Here is a 21,322-nt window from a genome sequence, read left to right as displayed (position 1 = left end):
TCCCCCGTCTGCTCTCGACCCTCATCCAGCGGAAACCCCTCCACCGAACGGCGATCTGTCCTGATATGGCGACGGCCGTCGAATCCCAGCCCCGACTAGAAGAACCCGGAGTCGTTGTCCGTCAATAAGTTTGGACGGCACGGCCGGGACAACGGTTCCACCACTGCTCGAGATTCTGAGTGATCTGGACCATGTTTGCCTGGCCCCGCGGCTCAGGAGCTACATGGCGATGTCGCCGAACAGGTCGAGCTGCTCACTGCCGGTGAGCGCGAGGCGGTTACGCGGGCGCCGCGGCGCCGCCGAGCAGGTCGCGGTCGGGTGCTTGCTGCCCGAGGCGGGCGGCGACGACCGCGGGTGGGAGGCCTTCCCGCAGCATGCGTTGTTCGGCGGTGGCGCGCAGCGTGCCGGGGAAGATGTCGAGGCCGGCGTCGGCGCCGACGGCGCGGATGGCGGCGTCGACGGCGCGCACGGCCAGCCGCCGGTGCGGGGCGAGACCGACACCGCCACCGCGCGACGCATTTCGCCGTGGTCCCGGACGAAGTGTCCGATGCCGGGCGCTCTACGTGCAGCAGACCGCCACCAACCTCATCAGCGGACTTCGCTCCGCCTCGGCGGAGGTGGATGGGCTCATGTCCAGTTGGCGTGGCGGTGCAGGCGGCGCGGACGCGGCAGGAGATCGTGTTCATCGGGGTGAAGCTGGATTGCGCGAAGGTGCGCGCGTTGTTGGACGAAGCCCTGCTCACCGACGCGGAGTTCGCCGCGGGCCCGGGCGCTTGGGCCGAGTATCCCGATCCCTTCCCGGTGTGGGGTGACCTGCACGAGCACGCCTGATGGCTGTGTCGCTCCGCCTCGGCGTCGCCGGATGACGTGCTCAGTTCGAGATGCCGGGCGCCTGGCGAAGGTAGGTGGTGTCGGTCAGTTGCTCGATCATGAAGTCGGCGATGTCGGCGCGGGCGATCTTCAGGGTGAGTCCGCGCTCGCCCGCCGGGAATCCGCGCCGGTAGCTGCCGGTGGCCGGTCCGTCGGTGAACGCGCTCGGCCGCACGATCGTCCAGTCCAGGTCGCTGGCCAGGACGTACTCCTCCTGCTCGACGTGGTCGGCATAGGCCGGGCGCAGCAGCAAGCCGAACATCACGTACTTCCACAGGAAGTTCAGGTTGCCCTTGCTGTCGCCCACGCCGAGCGTCGTCTGGCAGATCAGCCGTTTCACGCCCGTGCGCCGCATCGCGTCGATGATCGCTTTGGTGCCGCCCGCCCGGACCACGCCCTTGCGGCCGTTGCCGAGCGAGATCAGCACCGCCTCCTGTCCCTCCACCGCGCGTTGCACCGAATCGGTGTCCAGCACATCGCCTTCCACGACGCGCAGCCGCTCGTGCCGCTGCGTGACGCTCGCGGCGCTGCGGGTGAAGGCCGTCACCTCGTGGCCCTCCCGCAGCGCCCGCTCGACGACGAGACGCCCGACGGTACCGGTGGCTCCGAAGACCGCGATTCGCATGGTTTCTCTCCTTGTTCGAAAGCTGTTGTGCTGTTGATGAATCCAGTACATCAGCGGGAATCGAGACGAACCATGGCCGCGACTCTCGATGCCATAAGCGACTGTCTCAGCGCAGCTTCGCGAAGAACTCCGTGATCTCCTCCGTCATGAGCGCGGGCGCCACATGGTGCAGGTAATGGGTGAACACATCGTGCGTGCGCCACGAGACGATGTTGTGATCGCGCTCGGCGAAGCGCCGGATGCCGTGGAAATCGCCGGAGGAGCCGCACAGCGCGAGCGGAACCGTGGTCGGCGCGGTGGGGTGCTCGGCCTTGTCCTTCTCGAAGTAGTGCCGGATCGCCGAGCCCGCGGTGCCGGTGAGCCAGTGGATCGCGATATTGGTCAGCACGAAGTCGTCGTCCAGATCCGGGCCGAGCAGTTGGCCGTTCCAGCCGACCAATCCGGCGGGCGAATCCGTGATCGCGTGCGCCAGCGTCTGCGGCTGCTGGGATTGCAGCACGTTGAAGCCCATCTTGTTCTTCACGAACCAGTCCAGGGTGGCCAGCGACCGCTGCTCGTCCTCGTCGAGATCGGCCAGTTCGGCCGGGTCGCCGGACGGGAACGAGTACACCTGCGCGACGTGCACGCCGACGACGTTCTCCGGAGCCACCCGCCCGAGTTCCGGCGAGATCTGCGATCCGCCGTCGTTGCCCACCGCGCCGTAGCGGGCGTAGCCGAGCCGCCGCATCAACTCGGCCCAGGCGCGGGCGATGCGAGCGTCGTTCCAGCCCGCCTCGGTGGTGGGGCCGGAGAAGCCGTATCCCGGTACCGAAGGGATCACCAGATCGAATCCGGCCGTGGTGAGCGGCTCGATGACGCCGACGAACTCGACGAAAGTGCCGGGCCAGCCGTGCGTGAGGATCAGCGGGAACGCGTCCTCCTGTGCGGATTTCACGTGCAGGAAATGGATGTTCTGACCGTCGATCTCGGTGGTGAACTGCGGGTAGGCGTTCAGCGCGTTCTCGACCGCGCGCCAGTCGAACCCGTCGCGCCAGTAATCGACCAGGTGGCGCACGCGCTCGACGCTCACCCCATAGGTGTCGCCCGAGCCGGGGATCTGCTGAGCCCACCGGGTACGTGCGAGCCGGTCGCGCAGATCGTCCAGCTCGGCCTGGTCGACGTCGATGCGGAAGGGGGTGATCGCGGTCATGTCCTGCTCCTAGTGAAACGGAATGCTCTGTTCTGTTTCAACCGTAACAGAACGGATCATTCCGTTTCAAGTGCTACGCTGAATTCATGCCGAGAACATCCGACGCCCCAGCTCAGAAGGGTCTGCCCGGCCGCAAGGCGCAGGCGGCCCGCAACGACGGCTTGATCCTGGAGGCCGCCCGCGTGGTCTTCCTCGCCGACGCGACGGCCCCGATCTCCGCCGTCGCCGAACGCGCGGGCGTCGGGATCAGCGCGCTCTACCGCCGCTATCCGAGCAAGGAAGTGCTGCTGCGCACGCTCTGCCATGACGGTCTGCGCCGATACAACGAGGAGGCCGAAGCGGCGCTGGAGGATTCGGACGGATGGCGCGGACTCGTCGGCTTCTTGGAGCGCGTGGTGGACGCGGACGTGCATTCCCTCGCCGTGCACCTCGCGGGCACGTTCACTCCCGACGAATGGATCCTCCCCGACGTCCTGCGCTCCGGCGAGGCGACCGAGGAGCTCGTGCGCCGCGCCCACGCCACCGGCAAGCTGCGTCCCGACGTCACCCCGCAGGACCTCGGCCTGATCCTGGAATCCTGCGCGGCGGTCGCGGTGCCCGACCCCGAGCGCACCGTCCAGTTGCGTCGCCGCGTGCTCGCGATGCTCGTCGCCGGACTGAGCTCCGACGGCGAACTCCCCGGCCCACCGCCCGCGCCGGACGAGTTCTCCTGGCGGTGGGCACGGCGATGAATTTCCCGGGGTGAACCGGTCCGCACTGGTACGAATACCGCAGTCCGCCGAAAGGAAGTGCCGTGAACTGGACACTCGAGGTCGTGATCGTGCCCGTGTCGGACATCGACCGAGCCAAGCGGTTCTACGCGGAGCAACTGGGCTTCGCCGTCGACCACGACACGAAGATCGCCGAGGGCGTGCGCATAGTGCAGCTCACCCCGCCCGGCTCGGGCTGCTCGATCGTGATCGGCAAGGGTGCGGTGCCGGACATGCGCCCCGGATCCCAACAAGGCCTCCAGTTGGTAGTCAACGACCTGCGCAAAGCCCATGAGGAACTGACTTCCCGCGGCGTCGAGCTCACCGAAATCCAAGTCCTCGGCGAAAACCCGACCCCCATGCCCGACCCCTTGGACAACGTCGGATTCTTCTTCTTCACCGACCCGGACGGCAACGGCTGGGCCGTCCAACAGATCTCGACCCGTCCGTGAACGCGGCGGTGACGAACGCCGAGTGGGTCTGCCTCGGTTATCGGTTGCCGAGGAAGAGGGTTTGCGTGCTGCGGCCCAAGGGACCCTTTTCGTCGTAGAGCGCTGATTCCGCCATACCTATGCCATGGGGTTGGGGGTAGGTGACGGCGTCGAGGCAGACCCATTCGCCCGCCGGCTGGCGGTACAGGGTGACGGTCAGGTCGGTGTTGATGAAAAGGTACTTCGACCAGTCCAGGACCGCGCTCACGCCGTTGCCGGAATCCGCGGCCGCGAGGGTGCGCTCCAGCGGGCTCGGGTCGGTGCCCGCGACGATCGGGTGCTTGATCCTGATCCAGCAGATCGCCGGGCCTGGTTCGGAGAAGGATCCGCTGACGAAGCGGTAATCGATGGCCGTGTGGAACCCGATCGGCTGGGTGGACGGGAACGGCTCGGGCGCGTCCGCCTGCTCCGGGCCGGGGCGTGAGCCCGTCGGCAAGAAGCGTTCCGGCAGCGGCAATTCCGGCTCGGCCAGCTTGAATCGCCACGCATTCGCCCGCATCACCGGCCCGCGCTCGGTCGACAGTGTCGCCTCGATGAGTTCGACGCTGCGACCGGGACGCGCGACGCGCGCCTGCGCGCTGAGCGGTTCCAACGGCACCGGGCCGAGGATCTCGACGGCGACCCGGCCGACCTGGAACCCGGGCCGTGGCTCGCACCGCTCGATCACGTGCGCGAGCAGCGCCGACGGTGGACCGGCGTGCTGGGCGTCCGGCGACCAGGGGCCACGGGTGAACTCGGTCGAGATGAATCGGTCCGGCCGATCGGGATCGGGTAGGTAGAAGGCGTCAGTCATGACCGTGCCTCGCCCGCGGTGGGCTCAGTGCGCGCCCGCGCGCGGTGTCCTCGGTTGCTTCGCTGACGCTCGCTCACGTCGCTGTCCATCCTTCGGGCCGATCGGTCGCTTGCACAACGACGGTAACCCGCCCCGGAACGGGCTCGGGATCAGACCCGGCCGAACGCGAGCGCGACGTTGTGCCCGCCGAAACCGAACGAGTTGTTCAGTGCGAAATCGATGTGTTGAGTCCGTGGCGCGCCCGCGACGACGTCGAGATCGATCTCCGGATCGAGGTTGTCGAGGTTCAACGTCGGCGGGACGACCTGATCCCGCAGGGTGAGCATGGTGACGAGCGATTCCAACGCGCCGACCGCCCCGATCGAGTGACCCAGCGCGGATTTCGGAGCGTAGACCGAGGCGTCGGGCGCGACGGAGGTGATCGCGTTGGCTTCCGAGGCGTCGCCGATGGAGGTCGACGTAGCGTGGGCGTTCACATGCTGGATATCCGAAGCCCGCAGTCCTGCGGTTTCGATGGCCTTGCGCATCGCGCGGGCAGCGCCGAGCCCTTCCGGCTCGGAGGCGACGATGTGATAGGCGTCGGAGGTGATGCCCGCGCCGAGCACCCGCCCGTGCACGGTCGCGCCGCGCGCGCGTGCGTGCCGCTCCGATTCGAGCACCAGCAGCGCGCCCGCCTCGCCGAAGACGAACCCGTCGCGGTCCCGGTCGAACGGACGGGACGCGCGTTCCGGTTCGTCGTTGCGGGTGCTCATGGCGCGCATCATGGCGAAGCTCGCGATGGGCACGGCGTCGATGTGTCCTTCGACCCCGCCCGTCACCACTACGTCCGCCTCGCCGGTGGTGATCAGCCGCCAGGCGTGCGCGATCGCCTCCGACCCCGACGAACATGCCGAGACAGGAGCGAAAACTCCTGCTCTGGCACCGATTTCGAGCCCGACGGTGGCGGCGGGACCGTTCGGCATCACCATCGGCACCGACATCGGCGACACCTTGCGGTAGCCGCCCGCGCGCATCGCGTCGACCGCGGAGATCAGCGCGTCACCACCGCCGAGTCCGGTGCCGATCGCCACCGCCAAGCGTTCGCCGTCCACCTCGGGCGCGCCCGCCGCGCGCCAGACCCGGCGGCCGAGCACCAGGGCCATCTGCTCGACGTAGGAATGCCTGCGCTGTTCGACCCGGGACAGTTCCCCGCCGGGCTGTGACTTCAACTTGCCGCCGATGCGGACCGGCAGGTCGTACTCGGCCACGAAATCGTCATCCAACGCGCCGATCCCGCTGTGCCCCGCCAGCAAACCGGACCAGGTCGTATCCATGTCGTCGGCCAGCGACGTGGTCGCCGCGTATCCGGTGACCACGACCGAATTCCGAGTTTCTGAAGCGATTGTTACAGTCACGATGTCATGAATACCTGTACCGATCGCTACAGTCAACCCATGGCCCGCCCCCTCGACCACGCCAAACGCGCCGAACTGCTCGCCGCCGTCGTGCGCTACATCGCCGATCACGGTCTCGCGGACCTGTCGCTGCGCCCGCTGGCCGCCGAACTCGGCACCAGCTCCCGCATGCTGATCTACTACTTCACGACCAAGGAGGAATTGCTGGTCCAAGCGCTGGCGACGCAGCGCCCCGACATCGCGGCGATGTTCGCCGACATCGGTGACGCTGCGGAACTGCGCGACAGGCTGTGGGATTTCTGGACCGCGAACGCCTCGGGCGGCGGCCGCACCAGCGTCAGGGTGATGCTTCAGGTGCTCGGCGCGGCCTGTGCGCCGCGCAGTCCGTATGCCGATTACGCCAACTCGGCCATCGCGATCTTCGTCTCGGCGCTGGCCGACGGGCTGCGCGTCATCGATTCCATTGACGACCCGGAAATTGTCGCCACACTGCTGATTTCGGGTCTGCGCGGAATTCTGCAAGACCGGCTGATCACCGGCGAGGTCGAGCGCACCGATCGCGCGGCCCGCCGTCTGATCGAACAGACGGTGCTCTGAACAGTTTTATCGGCGCATCGGCGGTGGGCAGAGTCCGAGCCGTCGTGCGGTCGGTGGCGGTGGAATCTGGTAGCGACGCTGCTGCTCGGCACGGCCGCGGCCCGCGCGTGCGACTCGCTCTGCGACGAGGGCGGGGTGATCAGATCGCTCGCCTCGCCCGGATCGTCTCGCGCGGAGGCGATCACTCGGTGCGTGACCCCGGGTACGCGTGCGCGAAGAGGCGTTCGAGCATCGCATGCAGCTGCTCCCGCTCCGCAGGGTCGAGCGGGGCGAGGATCTCGTCGCCGACCCGACCGGCTTCGCGATCGAGGGAACGCAACGCGGTACGGCCGGTTCGGGTGAGGCGCACGGTGATGCGGCGACGGTCGCGCTCGTCCCGCGCCCGTTCCACCTGACCGGCGGCTTCGAGTTCGTCGACGATCTTGGTCACGTCGCTGGGGTGGATGACCAGGCGCTCGGCCAAGTCCCGCTGGGCGTGCGGGCCGAAATCGGCGAGCGCCGCGAGGATCGCCATGTGCCACAGGCGCATGCCGCGCGCGGCGAGGCGGTCGGCGAACCCGGTGCGCGCGGCCTTGCCGACCCGCGACAGGAGGTAGATGTCGAGGCCGAGCAGGCTCGGTGGGAGTGCGCGTCCGGTATCCATCGACCTATTGTAGGGGCAAACATACAATAGGTCAGCACCAACTAATTGGAGATCACCGTGGACGCGCTACATCCGAGACTCCTGGTCACCCGCTTCGCCGAATGCTTCGAGTTCTACGCGGCGGTGCTGCCCGAGCTGATCGGGGCGACCCTGGTCAAGGGAACCGCCGCCGGTCCATACGCGAACTGGGACGTCGCGGACCAAGGCGTACTAGTGCTCTTCGACCGCGCCGCGATGGCGGAGGTCATCGGCACGTCTACGCTGCTTGCCGCACCGTCGCAGGACACGGTGATGTTCGTCTGCCGAGTGCCCGACGTCGACGCGGGCGCGAAGCTGTGCGCCGACCACGGCGCGACCGTTGTCGCGGGCCCAACCGACCGCCCACAATGGGGCCCCGGTCTGCGCACCGCACACCTGCGCGACCCGGAGGGCACACTGATCGAACTTCAGTCGTACTGAGTACTCGAAGATCAGACGCGTAATGCGGTGAGCGGCACCAACGACCTGCCGCGCCTCAGACGGAGTGGCCGCCGCCGGGCGGTTGCCTGCGCGGGCGCCGGCCGTGAGCTAGCCTGCGGATTCGACCCGGAAGACCGGGTATTGGTCGGCGATCCGCGCGAACTCATCGAACGGAGCGGTGCGGTCGATCGGAAAGTGTGGGCGGGCCCCGGGAGCGACGGCAAGGTAGCGGCGCAGGATCGGCGCCCGTTCCCCCGCCTCCACCTCGGTGAGCAGTACCGCTTCGCGGCCGCGCCGGTGTAAGAACGCCCGGCCGTGAGCCGCGTAGACGTTGCGCACCCACCCCGCGTCCCGGCCCAGCATCGACACCAGATATCGCTGACCCTCGTACTCGGCGACCACGATCGGCAGCGTCACCGGACGCCCGGTGCGCCGACCGGCCACTTCGAGAGTCATGGCATAGCCAGGGGATAGCACACCCGCCGAATACATCCACTCCGAAGCGCGGTTCAGCACCCGGGCGAACATCCCCGGCCGGTTATCCCGATACATCCAGCGTTTCGCGGCATAAAGCAGATCCCGCACGCTGTCCATACACCTCACCTACCTCGTGTGCGCCAGCAGCACCGCAAACATTACGGAAGGTCTGCCGCCACCGCGGCTGTCCCACTGCGACACCGACCCCACACGGCACACAGCATTCGAAGTCAGTACCGTCCCGCCGCGCGCCCCCTCCTCGGCGCTGGGGGGGGCGGCGGGGGGGGCTTTGGCGACCCCCGGCCCGGAGGGCGCGGTGGCGGGGCGGGGGCCCGATCGCAGACACCCCCCCCCCCCCCCACCCCGCCTCGACGCCGTCGCGGCGCGCGGCGGGTGGCGATTACGAGACCACGGGCAGGTAGACGGCGTTGCCGTGGCTGGCGAACTCGGCGGACTTCTCCGCCATGCCCGCCTGCAGCGCCTCTGCGTCGTTCAAGCCCTGGCGCTCGGCGTATTCGCGCACGTCCGCGGAGATCCGCATCGAGCAGAACTTGGGGCCGCACATGGAGCAGAAGTGTGCGGTCTTGGCGGGTTCGGCGGGCAGGGTCTCGTCGTGGTACTCGCGCGCGGTGTCCGGGTCGAGGGACAGCGCGAACTGGTCGCGCCAGCGGAATTCGAAGCGGGCCTGGGACAGCGCGTCGTCGCGCTGCTGTGCGTGCGGATGGCCCTTGGCCAGGTCGGCGGCGTGTGCGGCGATCTTGTAGGTGATCACGCCGACCTTCACGTCGTCGCGGTTGGGCAGGCCGAGGTGTTCCTTCGGCGTGACGTAGCAGAGCATGGCGGTGCCCGCCTGCGCGATGATGGCGGCGCCGATCGCGGAGGTGATGTGGTCGTAGGCGGGGGCGATGTCGGTGGCGAGCGGGCCGAGGGTGTAGAACGGAGCCTCCTCGCACAGCTCCTCCTCGAGCCGCACGTTCTCCACGATCTTGTGCATGGGCACGTGCCCCGGACCCTCGATCATCACCTGCACGCCATGGGATTTCGCGATCTTGGTCAATTCGCCAAGGGTGCGCAGTTCCGCGAACTGCGCCTCGTCGTTGGCGTCGGCGATGGAGCCGGGCCGCAGGCCGTCACCGAGGGAGAACGTGACGTCGTAGCGGGCCAGGATCTCGCAGAGCTCCGCGAAGTGCGTGTAGAGGAACGATTCCTGGTGATGCGCGAGGCACCAGGCCGCCATGATGGATCCGCCGCGCGAGACGATGCCGGTCACCCGCTTGGCGGTCAGCGGAATGTAGCGCAGCAGCACGCCCGCGTGGACGGTCATGTAGTCGACGCCCTGTTCGCACTGCTCGATCACAGTGTCCCGGTAGATTTCCCAGGTCAGCGCGGTCGGGTCGCCGTTCACCTTCTCCAGCGCCTGGTAGATCGGCACGGTGCCGACCGGGACGGGGGAGTTGCGCAGAATCCACTCGCGGGTCTCGTGGATGTTCTTGCCGGTGGACAGGTCCATGATGGTATCCGCGCCCCAGCGGGTGGCCCACACCATCTTCTCCACCTCCTCGGCGATCGAGGAGGACACGGCCGAGTTGCCGATGTTCGCATTGATCTTGACCAGGAACTTCTTGCCGATGATGGTCGGCTCGAGCTCCGGATGCTTGTGGTTGGCGGGGATCACCGCGCGGCCTGCGGCGACCTCCTCGCGCACCGATTCCGGCGAGACGCCTTCCCGCGCGGCGATGAAACGCATCTCCGGCGTGACGATGCCCTCGCGGGCCCAGGCGAGCTGAGTACGCGGGCCCTTCCCCTCGGGTCTGGTCCACGTGTCGCGCAGTTTCGGTAGACCGCCTTCGAGATCGATCGTCGCCGACTCGTCGGTGTACGGGCCCGACGTGTCGTAGACGTCGAAGTGCTCGCCATTGGTCAGATTGATCCGGCGCACCGGAATGCGCAGGTCATCGACTTCGAGATAGTGCTTGACGCTGCCCTCGATGGGGCCGGTGGTGACGCTGTCGACGGGTGCGGATCCGCCGTCGGACGCAGCGGCGCGTGCCATTTTTCCTCCCTACGCCGGCATTACCCGGTCAGGTTCATACGGTCGACAGCCCTGACGCCTCTCGGCTAGCCGTCCTCTCAGCCCGCTGGTGCGAGCCCCCGTTGGTTTGTGAAATTTTCCCGCCCGACCATACCCGGACCCGCCGAGCGTCTGCCCGGCGATTCGGCTGATCGAGTGAAGACGCAGGCAGCGGCGTTGGGATCAGGCGTCTTCCGCTGGCTGCGGGGTGGCCGAATGTCCCGGCGCGCCGTGGGTGCGGCGAGCTTCTTTCATCTCGGCCTCGTAGATGTGGCGGCGGCCGTCGAGCAGTTCGTCGCGGGCGGCGCGCTCGATGTCGCGGAACAGGTCGTAGTAACCGTCGTCGTATTCCTCGATGATCTGGAATGTCCAGCGTCCGGCCAACACGTTGCGCCCGATCAACTCGGCGGAGATCCGATCGGCGATGTGCGCGTGACCCGCCGCGCGGAACAGCTCCACCGCTATGTCGAGCGCCAGATCGGCCCCGCCGGTCAGTTGGTGGAAGGAGTACAGGTGGCCGCGGGCGCGTTCGACGATCTCCAGGGCCTCCGAGAGTTTGCCGGTGGCGGCGACGGTGCCGTCGTCGACGCCATCGGGGCGGCGGTGCTGAGCGGCCGGGCGATCGGTCATGACCTCGCTCCTTGTCCGGAGGATGGGTGCGGCCGTGAACTCCGCGGTCCGGCCGGGCAGCGGAGATCGAGGCGCTCGGGTAGCGGCGTACCCGGAGAACGCCGTTCTCAAGCGCGGCTGGCGTCGAACCCGGGTATCCGGTGGGACGAGACCGAACGTGTTCAGCGCGGGTGTGCTGGCAGGATCCGGCCGGTGACCTCGCCCAATCCGATCCTGGCCGAACCCGGGCCCGGGGCCGATGCCGTGATCGTCACCGCGTCGCCGTCCTCGAGAAAGGTGCGTTGCTGATCGTTGACCGATACCGGCCTGCTGCCGCCCCAGGACAACTCGATGAACGATCCGCGCTGGCCGGGTTCGGGACCGGAGATGGTGCCAGAGGCGTACAGGTCCCCGGTGCGCGTCGATGCGCCGTTCGCGGTGAGATGAGCCAGCATCTGCGCCGGTGACCAGTACATCCGGGAGTAGGGCGGGTAAGTGACCGGTTGTCCGTTCCACGTCACGGTGAGTTCGATGTCCAGGCCCCAGTGCTCGGTGCCGAGCAGGTAGGGCAGGGGCGCGGGTGACTGCTCGGGCAGCGGTATCCGCGCCGACTCCAAGGCAGCCAGCGGCGTGATCCACGGCGATATCGAGGTCGCGAACGACTTGCCGAGGAACGGGCCCAGCGGCTGGTACTCCCAGGCCTGGATGTCGCGGGCGGACCAATCGTTGACCAGCGCGACGCCGAAGACCCGGTCGGCGAACTCATCGATCTCCACCGGTACGCCGAGCCGCGATCCGACGCCGATCACGAATCCGAGCTCGGCTTCGATGTCCAGCCGCCGCGACGGGCCGAAATCCGGTGCGCCGGAGTCTGTTCCGCGCTGCCCGCAGGGACGCGCCACATCGGTGCCGGACACCACCACGGTGCCCGCCCGCCCGTGATAACCGACCGGCAGGTGGCGCCAATTCGGCAGTAGCGGGTCGCCGTCCGGCCGGAACAGGCGGCCGAGGTTCGTCGCGTGGTCGATGCTGGCGTAGAAGTCCACGTAATCACCGACACGCACGGGCAGCCGCAACACCACGTCGGACAGCCGATGCACCGCGGCGTGGTCCAGTTCGCCGTCGACCGCCGCGCGAATCCGGTCGCGCACCGCGCGCCAGCGCACGGGGCCCTGTGCAAGGAAGGCGTTCAGGCTCGGTTCGGCGAAAACCGAATCATCGAGCAGCACAGCCAAATCGATGACATGTTCGCCGAGCCGCACCCCCACGCGGGGGCCTTCTCCGGTCGGCGCGAACACCCCGTAGGGCAGGTTGTCCGGACCGAACAGCGACTCCGGCGCTACCTCCACCTCGGTCCTCACGCGGGGCCCCGCCCCGACCAGCTCCACGCATAGGTCGGGTCCTCGCAGGCCAGCGCGCCTTCGCCGAGCTCCAGCGGGCGAAAGGTGTCCACCATGACGGCCAGCTCGTCGAAGTACTCGATGCCGATGCTGTTTTCGTACGCGCCGGGCTGTGGACCGTGGGCGTAACCGCCGGGGTGCACCGACACCGAGCCTTGCGTGATTCCGGAGCCTTTACGCGCTTCGTAATTGCCGCCGCAATAGAACATGACCTCGTCGGAATCGACGTTGGAGTGGTAGTACGGCACCGGGATCGACAGCGGGTGGTAGTCCACTTTGCGCGGAACGAAATTGCAGACGACGAAGTTGCCGCCCTCGAACGCCTGATGGACCGGCGGCGGCTGATGGATACGGCCGGTGATCGGTTCGAAGTCGGCGATATTGAAGGTGAACGGATACAGGCAGCCGTCCCAGCCGACCACGTCGAACGGGTGCGCGGCGTAGACCATCCGCGTGCCGACGACCTGGCCGCCGGGGCGGTGCTTGACCAGCACTTCCACTTCGGTGCCGGTAGCGCTGATGGTCTCGGTGGGTCCGTGCAGGTCGCGCTCGCAATACGGGGCGTGTTCGAGCAACTGGCCGAACTTCGACAGATAGCGCTTGGGCGGCGTGATGTGACCTGTCGCTTCGATCGCGTACGCCCGCAAAGGTTCCGGGCCGGTGGGCCGCCAACGGTGTGTGGTGGCACGCGGGATGAGCACCTGATCGCCCTGCCGTGCGGGCAGCGCGCCGAACACGGTCTCCACCACCGCCGCGCCCGACTCCACATAGACCAGCTCGTCGCCGATCGCGTTGCGGTACAGCGGCGAACCGCCTTTCGCGACCACATAGGAGATGCGCACGTCCGCGTTGCCCAGCAGCAAGCGGCGCCCGGTCACCGGATCGGTCTCCGCCGGGATGTCGCCGGGGAACAGCGTGTGCAGGCGCAGATGGCGGTGACGCAGCGGATGGTTCGGCGTGGTCCGCTGATCGGGCAGCTCCCAGACCGTCGAATCGACCAGTGCAGGCGGCAGGCCACGGTGATAGAGCAGGGAGGAGTCGCCGGAGAAGCCCTCCTCGCCCATCAGCTCCTCGTAGTAGAGCCGCCCCTGCTCGTCACGATGCTGGGTGTGCCGCTTCGGCGGTACCGCACCCACTTGCCGATAGAACGCCATGACCGTTCCTCCGCCAGCCGGTGGTCGGGTAGTTGATCACCATCGTAGTGCGGCCGAATCCCCGATCAGGCGTTTCGCATGGCTCGGTAGACCGCGGCCCCGACGAACGCGCCGAGATCCGCCGGTGTCCAGCCGTCCTGGTCCGCGAGCAGCGCGCGTACGGCGGCCTCGCCCGCGGAGACCCACTGCTCCACCAGCACCGGCAACTTGTGCTCGGCGTCCGCCGTGCCCCAGGCGCGCAGCGTCGGGCGCAGGAGTTTGGTACAGCGCTCGATGACGAGCGCGCGCCCGCGCCCGAATGAATTCGCGACGGCGGGGTCGGGATTGCCGTAGACCAGCCGCCAGGCGTCCGGCCGGCTCGCGGCCTTCGTCAGCAGAGCGCGGAATCCCTGGACGAACACGGTTTCGTCGGCGTCGACGTCCCGTGGCTTCATCACCTCGAGTACGCCGCTGACCAGGTAGCCCTCCTCGCGCTGGATCAGCGCCTCGATCAGCTCGACGCGATCGGCGAAGCAGGCGTAGACCACCGGCCTGGTCACCTTCATCCGCTCCGCGATGGCGGCCATGGTGACCGCGGCGATGCCGTTCTCCACGGCGATGGCGAGCGCGGTGTCGAGCACCTGCGGACGGCGGCGCTCCGGGCCGAGATGCTGTGCGCGCTGCCGTTGCCGCACGGCCGGGTCGGCGCCCATGCCGCTCAGCCTGCCGCCGGTGGCCCGGTTACCGCTGCTGCGGCGGGGGAAAGGCGGCTGCGCCGGGCGGGTCACGAGCGCCCGGGTTCGTCGGCGAACTCGGCGATCACCGGGGCGTGGTCGCTGGCGCCCTTGCCCTTTCGCGCCTCACGATCGACCGTCGCGTCCGATACGGTGGCGGCGAGCGCAGGAGAGGCGAGGATGAAATCGATGCGCATCCCCTCTTTTCGCGGGAAGCGCAGCTGGGTGTAGTCCCAGTAGGTGTAGACGCCCGGTCCCGGCGCGAACGGACGCATGACATCCGCGAATCCGGCGTCCACGACGGCCTGGAAGGCGTCGCGCTCCGGCTGCGACGTGTGCGTCTTCTCGGCGAAGTACTCCACGGACCACACATCGTCGTCGGTCGGCGCGATGTTCCAGTCGCCCACCAGCGCGATCTTGGCCTGCGGGTCGTCGGCCAGCCAGCGCGCGCCGTTGTCACGCAGGGCGGCAAGCCATTCCAGTTTGTAGGCGTAGTGCGGGTCGCCCAGCATACGGCCGTTGGGCACGTACAGGCTCCACACCCGCACGCCGCCACAGGTCGCCCCGATCGCGCGGGACTCGACGACCGGCGTGCTGATCAGCGACTCACCCGCGTCCTTGTCGAAGCCGGGCTGGCCGGGAAAGGCGAGCTCGACGTCGGAGAGACCGACGCGGGAGACGATCGCCACCCCATTCCACTGGTTGATCCCCAGGTGGGCGACTTCGTAGCCCAGTTCGTCGAAGCGCTCGAACGGGAACTGGTCGTCGCGGCACTTGGTCTCCTGGATGGCCAGCACGTCGATGTCCTGGCGGTCGAGCCAGTCCGCGACGCGGTCGAGCCGGGAGCGAATGGAGTTGACATTCCAGGTGGCGAGACGCACTGCGGCCTTCCTTCGGGGGTGACAGGTCTGTTCTACCGCAGGCCGCCGGGCCCGGCGAGCGGTTCCGGCGCGGCGTAGCGATAGGTGTGGTGTTCGATGAAGCCCAGTTCGCGGTACATCGCGCGGGCCGGCTCGTTGGTGGCTTCCACCTGGAGATAGGCGTGCGTCGCGCCGCGGTCGCGGCCCCAGCGGATCAGTTCGGCGCAGACCAGCGAGCCGAGCCCGTGCCTGCGGTGCGCGGCGGCGACGGCCACGCAGGTGAGGCCGATCCAGCGGCGTCGGTCCGGGGCGGTGGTGAGTGCGCCGCGGCCGATCGCGATGGGACGCGGCAGGCCGAGCGAGGCGAAGCCGAGTTCACCGTTCAGGACCGCGGTCAGTACCTCGGGATCGGGCGCGGGAATCGTCCGCGCGCCGGGTTCCTCGCCGTCGTAGCGGTGCGTCTCCAGCCAGTCGGCGTCGGGAGCGGGCGCGATCCGCACCATCGAAGGGCCTTGGGGCAGCACGAAATTGTCGATATCGAGAGCCAGCATGGCCGTCTCTCGCCAGCTGTGCCAGCCGGGCGGCACCGGGGCCAGCCGATCGGGCAGCGCGAGCTGCACAGGCAGGCCCTGCGCGGTGTACCACTCGCCGATCCGGTGCAGCGTCTCCGCCGACACGGTGGCGGGTCCCTCGGAGCTGCCCAGCGGCACAGCGGAATTCGCGCGCCCGGTGTATCCGTTGCCCGCGCGCGCCAGCCAGCCGTCGATCCACGCGTGTTCGACGCCCGGCCAGCCATAGGCGGCCGCGGCCTCCAGCGCGCGGATCTCTCTGATGCGAATCGGCCTCGGCCCGATGGCTTTCAGCGCGACGACGCGCTCCGGCGCCACCGAGACGAGCTCGCCGCCCGCGCCGCGCACGGTCGGCGGGTCCAGGGAGACGAGTTCGCCGATCAGGTCGGTCAGCGGTTGTGGATAACCCGCGGGCAGCTGATAGCGCAGCACCACGCGGCGGCCGAGCGGGATATCGGGCAGGCCGGCGGCGGGGTCAGTCGTCATGCCCGAACGGGTCGGGGTCGGTGCCGGGCAGCCAGCTCAGACCCGGTGTGCCCCAGCCGTTGCGTTTGATCGCCTTCTTGGCGGCCCGCGCGTTCCGTCCGATCAGCACGTCCACGTAGAGGAACCCGTCCAGATGCCCGACCTCGTGCTGGAGCATGCGGGCGAAGAAACCCTTGCCCTCCACCTCCACCGGCTCGCCGTTCTCGTCGGTGCCGGTCACCTTCGCCCATTCGGCGCGACCGGTGGGGAACTGCTCCCCGGGCACCGACAGACAGCCTTCCTCGTCGTCGTCCGGGTCGGGCATGGTCTCCGGGATCTCCGAGGTCTCCAGGACCGGATTGACCACCACCCCGCGTCGGCGGGTCGCGGTGCCGTCCGCGCCGAGGTCGGGGCAGTCGTAGACGAACAGGCGAAGCGGAACGCCGACCTGGTTGGCGGCGAGCCCGACGCCGTGCGCGGCGTCGAGCGTTTCGTACATGTCCGCGATGAGCGGAGCCAATTCCTCCGGCGATCGAGTGACCCGCTCGGTCGGGTTGTGCAGAACCGGGTCGCCGACGATCACGATCGGGAGGATTGCCATGGGCCAATTATTGCCGTGGGCGCCACGTCACAGCTTCCCGGGTGCCGAAGTGGAGACCGCGACTACCGGCCGGTAGGGAACACGCCGCGCTGCGGGCCCGGCGATTCCTCGCGCGCGTGGTTGAATGTTCCGCGACGTACAAGCACCATTTTCGTCTGGTGGTCACTCGGCGAGGAGCGAGATGGACGGCGCAGCGGCACGGAATCTTTCCGCGACCCACAACGGCCCTTCCGCGAGCGAAGATGGCACGACGGAGCACGCTTCGGCCGAACAGGCCGACGGTGCCGGACTGAGCCGTCGCGAACTCGACATCCTGGCCTTCGAGCGGCAGTGGTGGAAGTACGCCGGGGCCAAGGAAGAGGCGATCCGCGAGCTGTTCGCCATGTCGCCGACCCGGTACTACCAGGTGCTGAACGCGGTGGTCGATCGGCAGGAGGCGCTGGCGGCCGACCCGATGCTGGTCAAGCGGCTGCGCAGGCTGCGAGCGAGCAGGCAGAAGGCGCGCGCGGCGCGGCGGCTCGGATTCCAGGTCTGACCCGGCGATGCGGACCCGGACCCGTCCCGTGCGACTAGGCTCGCGAAGGTGAGCTACCCGAACCCCACCTCCGGTGGGCCACCGTTGCGTGCCCTGGCGATGGTGCTGATCGCGTTGGCCATCGTCTTCGCCGGTCTCGGGGCGATGTCGCTGTCGAGTTCCGACGCCGACACCGACGCCTCGGGGACCAGCGCATCGCCGACCTCGAGCGCGAGCGCCGCGCCGCAGGTCCCGGCGAGCACCACCGCGCCCAAGGCGCCGACCTCGTCCACCGCGGTGGCGACCGTGACGCCGACCAGTGCCGCCGCGTCGACCACCACCACGGCGGCGCGTTCGGTCCCGGTGCGCGTGCTCAACAACAGCATGGTGGCCGGACTCGCGGCGAAAACGGCAGGCCAGCTAGAGGCGAGCGGCTGGACGATCGCGGAAACGGGCAACTACCCGGGCTCGAACATCGCCAAAACCACGGTGTACTACGGCGATTCGTCCGGCGACAAGGAGGCCGCGCAGGCCATCGCGGACCAGCTCGGCGCGTCGGTGGCACCGAAGTCGAGTGCGATCGGGGATACCGCGCCGGGTGTAACGGTGATCGTCACGGGTAACTGACCCATATGTGGCCGCTGGTCGCACGCCCGGACCAGCGAACACGCGTGAGGGCGCGCCGCCCTGTCGGGGGCACGGCGGGACGGCGTGGCATCATCTTGTCCGGTAACGAACGTGTCCACCCGCCCTTACTCGTAAACTCGGTACTCGTAAAGGAGTTCCCCGATGGCCCCGTCCACAACTCGACGCCCGTCCTGGCGGACTGTGACCCCGGTGCTCGCGGTCGCGGTCTTCGGCCTCGCCGCATGCTCGAACAGCCAGGAGTCGAGTGACGTCCAGGGAACGACCCCGCCGGTGTGGAGCGGGTCGCCCGCTCCGGCCGGGCAGTCGAGCACCGAGCACGGTGGCTCGCCGAACGCCGAGCAGGGCGTGAACGTGCAGCTGAAGGACCCCTCGGGCGCCTCGGTCGGCACCGCGAACTTCGCCAAGGACGGCAACCACCTGCAGCTCACCGTCGAGGCGCACGGCCTGCGCCCCGGCTTCCACGGCCTGCACGTGCACCAGGTCGGCAAGTGCGAGCCGAACTCCGTCGCGCCGACCGGCGGCCCGGCGGGCGACTTCCTGTCCGCCGGTGGTCACCTGCAGGTCGGCAGCGCCAACGCGCATCCGGCCAGCGGCGATCTGACCTCGCTCGAGGTGCGCGGCGACGGCGTCGCCAAGCTGATCACCACCACCGACGCGGTGACGCTGGACGACGTGAAGGGCAAGGCCCTCATCATCCACGCCGACGCCGACAACTTCGGCAACATTCCCAACCGTTACTCCCGTGCCGATGGCGTCGCGGGTCCCGATGAGACGACCCTAGCGACGGGCGACGCGGGCGGCCGTGTCGCTTGTGGCGTGATCCAATAGCGCGGTGGCATATGGCCGGGGCAGGAATCGAACACGTTCCCTTCGATGGTTCGCCCCGGCCCACCATCGGGGTCGAATGGGAGATCGCCTTGGTCGACAAGGTGACCCGCGACCTGTCGAATACCGCCGCGGCGGTATTCGATTCACTCGGTGAGCTCCGTGCCCACGACGGCACACCCCAGGTCACCAAGGAATTGCTGCGCAACACCGTCGAACTCGTCACCGGGGTGCACGAGACCGTCGGCGCGGCGGTGGAGGACCTCACCGGCACGATGAACACGGTGCGCCGCGCGGCCGAGCAGCTCGGTGTCGACTTGTTCTGCGCGGGCACCCATCCGTTCGCGCAATGGTCGGCCCAGCAGCTGACCCGATCGGAGCACTACGACGAGCTGATCGAGCGCACCCAGTGGTGGGGTCGCCAGATGATGATCTGGGGCGTGCACGTGCACGTCGGAGTCTCCCACCGCGACAAGGTTTTTCCGATCCTCAACTCGTTGCTGCTGTCGTATCCGCATCTGCTCGCGCTGTCGGCGGGCTCGCCGATGTGGTCGGGATCGGACACCGGCTACGCGAGCAATCGGACGCTCATGTTCCAGCAGTTGCCGACCGCGGGCCTGCCGTTCCAGTTCGAGAACTGGACCCAGTTCGAGCATTTCGTGCACGATCAGATCAAGACCGGTGTCTTCACGCAGCTCGGCGGCATGCACTGGGACATCCGCCCGGCGCCGAAGTGGGGCACCATCGAGGTCCGGGTGTGCGACGGGATCTCCACGCGCGCTGAACTCGCCGCGATGGCCGCGCTCATCCATTGCCTCATCGTCGACCTCGACCGCCGCGTCGAGAACGGCGAGGAACTGCCCACCCTGCCGCCGTGGCACGTGCAGGAGAACAAGTGGCGCGCCGCACGTTACGGGCTGGATGCGATCATCATCACCGACGCCGACAGCAACGAGCGGTTGGTCACCGACGACCTGGCGGATCTGCTGAACCGGCTGGAGCCGACGGCGGCGCGGCTGGGCTGCGCGGACGAACTCGCCCTGGTCGCCGAGATCCCCAAGCGGGGAGCCTCTTACCAGCGGCAGCGCCGGGTTGCCGCGGCGTCGCAGGGAGATCTGGTCGCGGTGGTGGACGCGCTGGTCGAGGAGCTGAAACAGTAGCGATCGGCCGCGTATAGGTCGGTTGCTGTTCAGCTGGCCAGGGGGATGACGTTCACCCCGCGTTTACTATGGTCGGATGCTTGTCGAATACCCGGGTTCCAGAGCAGGAAGCGCGGTCTCGCGCCGTCGCGTACCGCGGACTCGGATCCGGGTCGTCGCGGCGGTGGCCGCGGTGCCGGTCCTGCTGATCGTGTTGCAGGGCGTCGCCGTCTGGCAGGGATTCGAAGGCCCCCTGGAGAGCTTGGGGCGGGACTACATCGGCACACCGAAATCGATGTCGGTGCCGTGGGCCGGACTGGTCCTTGCGCTGGTGGGCATTTCGGCCCGTCGCAGGCTGGTCGCGGTGGGTGTCGCGGCTGCCATCGATGTGGCGTGGGCCGGTGTCCGCTTGCTGGCGGGAGAGCCGTTCGCGATCGGGAACGGCCCCGTGATCGTGCTGACCGGCTTGGCGCTGGTGGCCTGGCTGCGCTGGTCCGGAACCGAACGGCGGGACGCGCTGCACGCCGCCGCGCTCGGCGCGCTGCTCGTCCTGGCCACCAAGGTCGGCGATGTCTGGTTGCACGTCACCGTGATCGGCAGACCGACGGTGCTCGACGAATACGTGATCCTGGCCGACCATGCGCTGGGCGATCCGTCGTGGGTGCTCGGGCGGGCGGTGGACACGCTCGGGCCGGTGGTCTACGCGGTGCTGCACTGGGTCTACATCGAGCTGCCCGTGGCGGCGATCGTCGTGGCCGTGTGGCAGCTGCGCCGAGTGGTGTCGTCGGGCCGGTGGCCGTCGCATTACCTGGTGCGCACCTTCCTGGTGCTCGGCTTGATCGGTCCCTTGGTGTACGTCCTCTTCCCGGTGGTCGGTCCGATGTTCGCGTACGGCCCGGACGGCAACGGGCTGCAATTGGGCAACTACTGGCCGGGGGTGGTGCCGCCGATCGATCGCAACCCGCTGCCGCTGCCGTTCGACGCGCCGGTTCCACGCAACTGCATGCCCTCGATGCACACCGCCTGGGCGCTGTCGGTGTTCCTGCACACCCGCCGCGACGGCGACGGCGAGCCTGCTCCGCGCTGGCTGCGCTGGGGCGGCGCGTTCTGGCTGCTGGCCACCCTCACCGCCACCCTCGGCTTCGGCTACCACTACGGCGTAGACCTGGTCGCGGGCGCGGTGCTGTGCCTCACCATCGAATCGGCGCTGCGCGCACCGGAGCGCGGCTGGGGATGGTTCCGGATCCGGTTGGTCGGCGCAGGCGCGGTCGTGCTGGCCACGCTGCTGCTGTCCTACCGGTACCTCGCCGTGCCGATGGCCGAGTATCCGGTGCTCGCGGGCACGGTCGTGCTCGGACTGCTGGCCGGACTGGCCGCGGCGTTCCACGCGACGTGGTTCGCGACCGCGCGGCAGCCGGAGCGGGCCGTCCGCGAGGTCGAGCCCGTCGCGCGCTGAGGCCGGTCACG

Annotated in this window: 26 protein-coding genes and 1 riboswitch; of the genes, 10 read left to right on the top strand and 16 right to left on the bottom strand. The window is 68.7% G+C overall.

Translation table 11 applies throughout. The annotated features are described in order from the left end of the window. Positions 1-277: 277 nt before the first annotated feature. Positions 278-469, bottom strand: coding sequence for a hypothetical protein (locus tag ACFV2O_RS00385; RefSeq protein WP_379249094.1), 192 nt, complete (start codon positions 467-469; stop codon positions 278-280). A 173-nt stretch (positions 470-642) separates the two neighbouring features. On the opposite strand from ACFV2O_RS00385, the gene ACFV2O_RS00380 reads away from it, so the two are divergent. Beyond that, positions 643-831, top strand: coding sequence for a hypothetical protein (locus tag ACFV2O_RS00380; protein ID WP_379249092.1), 189 nt, complete (start codon positions 643-645; stop codon positions 829-831). 40 nt (positions 832-871) lie between these two features. Here the strand turns inward: ACFV2O_RS00380 and ACFV2O_RS00375 are convergent, their stop codons facing one another. Both ACFV2O_RS00375 and ACFV2O_RS00370 read right to left on the bottom strand, forming a co-directional pair. Continuing rightward, entirely contained in the window at positions 872-1,495 is a 624-nt protein-coding gene (locus tag ACFV2O_RS00375) for an NAD(P)-dependent oxidoreductase (RefSeq protein ID WP_379249090.1), read from the bottom strand. A 106-nt stretch (positions 1,496-1,601) separates the two neighbouring features. Next, positions 1,602-2,684, bottom strand: coding sequence for an epoxide hydrolase family protein (locus ACFV2O_RS00370; RefSeq protein ID WP_379249088.1), 1,083 nt, complete (start codon positions 2,682-2,684; stop codon positions 1,602-1,604). An 86-nt stretch (positions 2,685-2,770) separates the two neighbouring features. Between ACFV2O_RS00370 and ACFV2O_RS00365 the strand changes: the two genes are divergently transcribed. After that, positions 2,771-3,415: a TetR/AcrR family transcriptional regulator gene (locus ACFV2O_RS00365; RefSeq protein ID WP_379249086.1), complete on the top strand. Its 645-nt coding sequence runs from the start codon at positions 2,771-2,773 to the stop codon at positions 3,413-3,415. Positions 3,416-3,477: 62 nt separating this feature from the next. Continuing rightward, the gene (locus tag ACFV2O_RS00360) at positions 3,478-3,885 is read left to right on the top strand and encodes a VOC family protein (RefSeq protein ID WP_379249084.1); all 408 of its coding nucleotides are present in this window, start codon (positions 3,478-3,480) and stop codon (positions 3,883-3,885) included. A 37-nt stretch (positions 3,886-3,922) separates the two neighbouring features. Here the strand turns inward: ACFV2O_RS00360 and ACFV2O_RS00355 are convergent, their stop codons facing one another. Both ACFV2O_RS00355 and ACFV2O_RS00350 read right to left on the bottom strand, forming a co-directional pair. Further along, complete coding sequence (locus tag ACFV2O_RS00355) at positions 3,923-4,717, bottom strand: thioesterase family protein (protein ID WP_379249082.1); 795 nt, start codon at positions 4,715-4,717, stop codon at positions 3,923-3,925. Positions 4,718-4,866: 149 nt separating this feature from the next. Continuing rightward, entirely contained in the window at positions 4,867-6,111 is a 1,245-nt protein-coding gene (locus ACFV2O_RS00350; protein ID WP_379249080.1) for a KasA/KasB family beta-ketoacyl-ACP synthase, read from the bottom strand. A 39-nt stretch (positions 6,112-6,150) separates the two neighbouring features. Between ACFV2O_RS00350 and ACFV2O_RS00345 the strand changes: the two genes are divergently transcribed. Further along, positions 6,151-6,708 (top strand): TetR/AcrR family transcriptional regulator, encoded by a 558-nt coding sequence (locus ACFV2O_RS00345; protein WP_379249066.1) that lies wholly within the window; start codon positions 6,151-6,153, stop codon positions 6,706-6,708. A 181-nt stretch (positions 6,709-6,889) separates the two neighbouring features. Here ACFV2O_RS00345 and ACFV2O_RS00340 read toward each other — a convergent pair whose 3' ends face one another. Beyond that, on the bottom strand, positions 6,890-7,351 hold the full coding sequence (locus ACFV2O_RS00340) for a MarR family winged helix-turn-helix transcriptional regulator (RefSeq protein WP_379249064.1): 462 nt from the start codon (positions 7,349-7,351) through the stop codon (positions 6,890-6,892). Positions 7,352-7,408: 57 nt separating this feature from the next. On the opposite strand from ACFV2O_RS00340, the gene ACFV2O_RS00335 reads away from it, so the two are divergent. Beyond that, positions 7,409-7,810 (top strand): VOC family protein, encoded by a 402-nt coding sequence (locus ACFV2O_RS00335; RefSeq protein WP_379249062.1) that lies wholly within the window; start codon positions 7,409-7,411, stop codon positions 7,808-7,810. 108 nt (positions 7,811-7,918) lie between these two features. Here the strand turns inward: ACFV2O_RS00335 and ACFV2O_RS00330 are convergent, their stop codons facing one another. From ACFV2O_RS00330 to ACFV2O_RS00290, 9 genes are all read right to left on the bottom strand, one after another. Beyond that, on the bottom strand, positions 7,919-8,404 hold the full coding sequence (locus ACFV2O_RS00330; protein WP_379249060.1) for a nitroreductase/quinone reductase family protein: 486 nt from the start codon (positions 8,402-8,404) through the stop codon (positions 7,919-7,921). A 283-nt stretch (positions 8,405-8,687) separates the two neighbouring features. Continuing rightward, complete coding sequence (gene thiC, locus ACFV2O_RS00325; RefSeq protein WP_379249058.1) at positions 8,688-10,340, bottom strand: phosphomethylpyrimidine synthase ThiC; 1,653 nt, start codon at positions 10,338-10,340, stop codon at positions 8,688-8,690. Further along, positions 10,330-10,452: riboswitch (TPP riboswitch) on the bottom strand. Its footprint overlaps the gene before it by 11 nt. An 89-nt stretch (positions 10,453-10,541) precedes the next feature. Continuing rightward, entirely contained in the window at positions 10,542-10,988 is a 447-nt protein-coding gene (locus tag ACFV2O_RS00320; protein ID WP_355071648.1) for a hypothetical protein, read from the bottom strand. 161 nt (positions 10,989-11,149) lie between these two features. Beyond that, positions 11,150-12,328: a fumarylacetoacetase gene (fahA, locus tag ACFV2O_RS00315; protein ID WP_379249056.1), complete on the bottom strand. Its 1,179-nt coding sequence runs from the start codon at positions 12,326-12,328 to the stop codon at positions 11,150-11,152. Next, positions 12,325-13,521, bottom strand: a complete 1,197-nt coding sequence (locus ACFV2O_RS00310; RefSeq protein ID WP_379249054.1) for a homogentisate 1,2-dioxygenase — start codon at positions 13,519-13,521, stop codon at positions 12,325-12,327. Before ACFV2O_RS00310 ends, fahA begins: the two co-directional genes overlap by 4 nt. Before the next feature lie 65 nt (positions 13,522-13,586). Next, complete coding sequence (locus tag ACFV2O_RS00305) at positions 13,587-14,213, bottom strand: TetR/AcrR family transcriptional regulator (RefSeq protein WP_355072123.1); 627 nt, start codon at positions 14,211-14,213, stop codon at positions 13,587-13,589. A gap of 71 nt (positions 14,214-14,284) precedes the next feature. After that, positions 14,285-15,115, bottom strand: coding sequence for an exodeoxyribonuclease III (locus ACFV2O_RS00300; protein WP_356962759.1), 831 nt, complete (start codon positions 15,113-15,115; stop codon positions 14,285-14,287). Positions 15,116-15,147: 32 nt separating this feature from the next. Then, on the bottom strand, positions 15,148-16,149 hold the full coding sequence (locus ACFV2O_RS00295; RefSeq protein ID WP_379249052.1) for a GNAT family N-acetyltransferase: 1,002 nt from the start codon (positions 16,147-16,149) through the stop codon (positions 15,148-15,150). Beyond that, the gene (locus ACFV2O_RS00290) at positions 16,139-16,729 is read right to left on the bottom strand and encodes a peptide deformylase (RefSeq protein WP_355071656.1); all 591 of its coding nucleotides are present in this window, start codon (positions 16,727-16,729) and stop codon (positions 16,139-16,141) included. Before ACFV2O_RS00290 ends, ACFV2O_RS00295 begins: the two co-directional genes overlap by 11 nt. Before the next feature lie 181 nt (positions 16,730-16,910). Between ACFV2O_RS00290 and ACFV2O_RS00285 the strand changes: the two genes are divergently transcribed. Then, on the top strand, positions 16,911-17,264 hold the full coding sequence (locus ACFV2O_RS00285; RefSeq protein WP_355071658.1) for a DUF3263 domain-containing protein: 354 nt from the start codon (positions 16,911-16,913) through the stop codon (positions 17,262-17,264). 53 nt (positions 17,265-17,317) lie between these two features. Here ACFV2O_RS00285 and ACFV2O_RS00280 read toward each other — a convergent pair whose 3' ends face one another. Next, the gene (locus tag ACFV2O_RS00280) at positions 17,318-17,620 is read right to left on the bottom strand and encodes a hypothetical protein (RefSeq protein WP_379249049.1); all 303 of its coding nucleotides are present in this window, start codon (positions 17,618-17,620) and stop codon (positions 17,318-17,320) included. On the opposite strand from ACFV2O_RS00280, the gene ACFV2O_RS00275 reads away from it, so the two are divergent. From ACFV2O_RS00275 to ACFV2O_RS00260, 4 genes are all read left to right on the top strand, one after another. Then, the gene (locus ACFV2O_RS00275) at positions 17,613-17,870 is read left to right on the top strand and encodes a LytR C-terminal domain-containing protein (protein WP_379249047.1); all 258 of its coding nucleotides are present in this window, start codon (positions 17,613-17,615) and stop codon (positions 17,868-17,870) included. The two genes, ACFV2O_RS00280 and ACFV2O_RS00275, sit on opposite strands and share 8 nt — an antisense overlap. A gap of 162 nt (positions 17,871-18,032) precedes the next feature. After that, a complete protein-coding gene (locus tag ACFV2O_RS00270; protein WP_355071662.1) occupies positions 18,033-18,719 on the top strand; it encodes a superoxide dismutase family protein in 687 nt (228 codons plus the stop codon). An 11-nt stretch (positions 18,720-18,730) separates the two neighbouring features. Continuing rightward, positions 18,731-19,876: a glutamate--cysteine ligase gene (locus tag ACFV2O_RS00265; RefSeq protein ID WP_355071663.1), complete on the top strand. Its 1,146-nt coding sequence runs from the start codon at positions 18,731-18,733 to the stop codon at positions 19,874-19,876. A 76-nt stretch (positions 19,877-19,952) separates the two neighbouring features. Next, on the top strand, positions 19,953-21,311 hold the full coding sequence (locus ACFV2O_RS00260; protein ID WP_379249045.1) for a DUF5933 domain-containing protein: 1,359 nt from the start codon (positions 19,953-19,955) through the stop codon (positions 21,309-21,311). Positions 21,312-21,322: the final 11 nt, after the last annotated feature.

Source organism: Nocardia sp. NPDC059691 (assembly GCF_042733915.1).
Classification (GTDB): Bacteria; Actinomycetota; Actinomycetes; order Mycobacteriales; family Mycobacteriaceae; genus Nocardia; species Nocardia sichangensis.
Note: the sequence above shows the minus strand (reverse complement) of the source record. Positions and strands in the feature narration are given on the sequence as shown.